The sequence below is a fragment of the Anaerococcus porci genome, assembly GCF_034090325.1.
GTDB lineage: Bacteria > Bacillota > Clostridia > Tissierellales > Peptoniphilaceae > Anaerococcus > Anaerococcus porci.
Genome location: NZ_JAXDSU010000052.1, coordinates 1 through 2,937 on the forward strand (window position 1 = coordinate 1; position 2,937 = coordinate 2,937).

General features: G+C 28.7%; 3 protein-coding genes. 1 reads left to right on the top strand and 2 read right to left on the bottom strand.

Going from position 1 to position 2,937, the window contains the following annotated elements; translation table 11 throughout:
• Positions 1–410: 410 nt before the first annotated feature.
• Entirely contained in the window at positions 411–1,520 is a 1,110-nt protein-coding gene (locus SOR60_RS05070) for an IS110 family RNA-guided transposase (RefSeq protein ID WP_320595388.1), read from the top strand.
• Positions 1,521–1,764: 244 nt separating this feature from the next.
• Here the strand turns inward: SOR60_RS05070 and SOR60_RS05075 are convergent, their stop codons facing one another.
• Together SOR60_RS05075 and SOR60_RS05080 are read right to left on the bottom strand one after the other, a co-directional pair.
• Positions 1,765–2,445, bottom strand: a complete 681-nt coding sequence (locus SOR60_RS05075; RefSeq protein ID WP_320595390.1) for a CRISPR-associated endoribonuclease Cas6 — start codon at positions 2,443–2,445, stop codon at positions 1,765–1,767.
• 251 nt (positions 2,446–2,696) lie between these two features.
• Positions 2,697–2,937: transposase (locus SOR60_RS05080; RefSeq protein ID WP_320595389.1), on the bottom strand; the 241-nt coding region annotated here is incomplete at its 5' end.

A 2,937-nucleotide genomic window follows, 5' to 3' on the forward strand; every position in this document is an offset into this window, starting at 1 on the left:
AATAGAAGGAGCTGTAGCAAAATTCATATCAGCAACCCACATAGGAATTGCATCAAATCCTTCTTTTGGAAGATCAGGACTCATATTAGGTATTGTTCCAAGTCCATCAACAGCCATAGCGTCTTTTCCATGTCTTTCAAGTATTTCATCAAATTTAAATTTCATAATTTCCTCCTTGTATAATGAACACATAGTAAATAGTGTTCAATTTTCATTTTTACTATATGATAATCATAGGCTTGTGGATTGTTGTTTCCTCCTATAGCTTTTGACTATTTTTTTAGGGTACAACCACAATTCTATGTTTATTTGTTTATGAGTTAGATAACGCTTGACGTTTTATCTCGAGCAAGGATACGATACATAGTTTTTTGTGGATATCACAGCCATTTTATTTGAAAGGATATTTTATGATTTTAGTTGGTATCGATGTTGCTAAGGATAAGCATGATTGCTATATTTGTCATTCAAATGGAGCTGTTATTAAAGATTCTTTTTCTTTTGATAACAATAGGGGTGGCTTTGATTTGCTTTTGTCTTTTTTGCCTGATTCTTCTGATAATGTAAAAGTGGGGCTTGAAGCTACTGGACATTATTCTTTAAACTTGATCAATTTCTTAGTTGAGAATGGTTTTAATCCTGTTATCTTCAATCCACTTCAAATTAATCTTTTCAGAAAAGCTCATACGCTTAGAAAGACTAAAACTGATAAAATTGATGCTAAGTTAATTGCTCTTATGTTATCTGCCAGTGATGCTAAACCCCACTTGGGTTTATCTTATCATATTTTGGAGCTTAAGTCACTTACTAGATACAGATTTAGACTTAAAGAGCAATTATCTAAGCTTAAGGTTTCAATTTCTAGGATTGTTAATATTATTTTTCCTGAGCTTGAGTCTTGTGTATATTCTATTAATCAGAAGTCTACTTTAGCTATGCTTAAGTGTTTCCCTTCTAAAAAGCTCATTGCATATGCTCATCTTACAAAACTTACTAATGTTCTTAAGTCTAATTCTAGGGGTAAGTATGGCAAGGATAAGGCTATTTGTATAAAGACAGCTGCAGAGAATTCTATTGGTTCTGATTCTGATGCTATTAGTTTTGAACTTATCCAAACTATTGATTTAATTGATTTCTATTCTTCTAAAATTAAAGAGTTAGAGGATAAAATCAATATGATTATGGATAAGATTCAGTCACCACTGATGTCTATTCCTGGGATTTCTTATACCTTAGCTTCTATTATTTTAGCTGAAATTGTTGATATCAATAGGTTTGATAATGATGGTCAACTCCTTGCTTTTGCTGGTCTAGATCCTGGTACTCACCAATCAGGTAAGTTTGTTGCTACAGGTGTGTCTATGGTTAAACGAGGGTCACCTTATCTTAGGTGGGCTCTTTTAAATGCTGCAAGGCTAGTAGCTATGAGGGATGAAACTTTTGCTTTATATTATCAGAAAAAGAAATCTGAGGGTAAACATCATTATGTTGTACTTACCCATTTGAATCAACTATCATAGTTATAATTGCTCTGATGTAAACATCATTATGTTGTACTTACCCATACTGCTAGAAAGCTTATTAGAGTTATTTTTAAACTTCTTAAAGATAACTGTAAGTTTGAATCACAAATTAATTAATTTTTTTAAGCTAGATTAACTAGCTTTATTTCCTATGCTTATTTTTATTGTTTTTAAAAGCGTTTCTATTCATAAATTATTTTACATATTTTCTAATTTTCTCCTTGACTTCATATAGTTAGTCTTAATCTAGGTATTTGTATCCTAAAAATCCTGCCCCATATGTAGAATTTTCACTAAAAGTTACACCCAATGCAAGATAAGCTAAGTTTTGACTATTTTCATCCATATTAATATTTAATTCAACCTTATCTCCTAATAAAGTAATATCCTTAAACTTAAATGGCACTGGACTAGAGTTCAAAAATTTAATATTGTTATAAAACTTTAATTCTTTTATTTTGTCATTTTCAAAGAATTTGTATTTTTTTATAATATTGTCATTAATTCTTTTTTCAAAATCCTCAACAGACATGTTATTTCTCCAATAACCCGAATCATTTTTTAATATAACAGGACTTAGAGTAAATATCTTTGAAATAATAGATTTAGAAATTATCCTAACCTCTACTGTAAGGTTCTTAAAGATTTCATCCTTATAATCTGAAAAACCTTTCAAGAAATAATTTACCAAGTCTTTATCAATAGACCTTATTCTAAATTGATATACTTCATTTTTCTTATATGATTTACTTATAGGATATAAGTTGTCATGGCAATAGCTTTTATAAGATTTAGAAATATGATAATTTAGAAAATATCTGTCTTTTGATAAATAAGTAATAATAGATTGAGAAATTTTCTTAATAGATTGATCTCCCTTAAGATCTTTTAATAAGAAAGTTCTAACCCTTAGTTCATACACTTTCAAATCAACCTCCTATTTAATCCTTATTCATTGATTATAATTATATATTATCATCTTTTTTAATTATGTCAATATATTTTTACATCACATGTTTATAATTAAAAAATATTTCATCCTTTTTCATATTTCAATACACTAGTGTTACTAATCAACTAACTATAGTATATCATTTTAAAAACTTTTTTGATAGTCTAGTAATCTAAAGTCAAGTCCATAATATTGTGTAAATTATCCTAGTCCAATATTTACTATTTCATTCTAATATACAATTTAGAAGATGTTATCCAATCCTCATTGATATCAATGAGGATTGCACCTATTAGTCTAATAGCTGAGTCTTCATTAGGAAATATTCTAACGACTTTCTCTCTCCTTCTAACTTCTTCGTTTAATCTTTCTAAGCAATTGGTTGATTTAAGTCTGCTATGAATTACTCCATTAGATAAATAGGAAAAAGCATCTTCAAAACCTTCATCTAAGGTGTTTAAA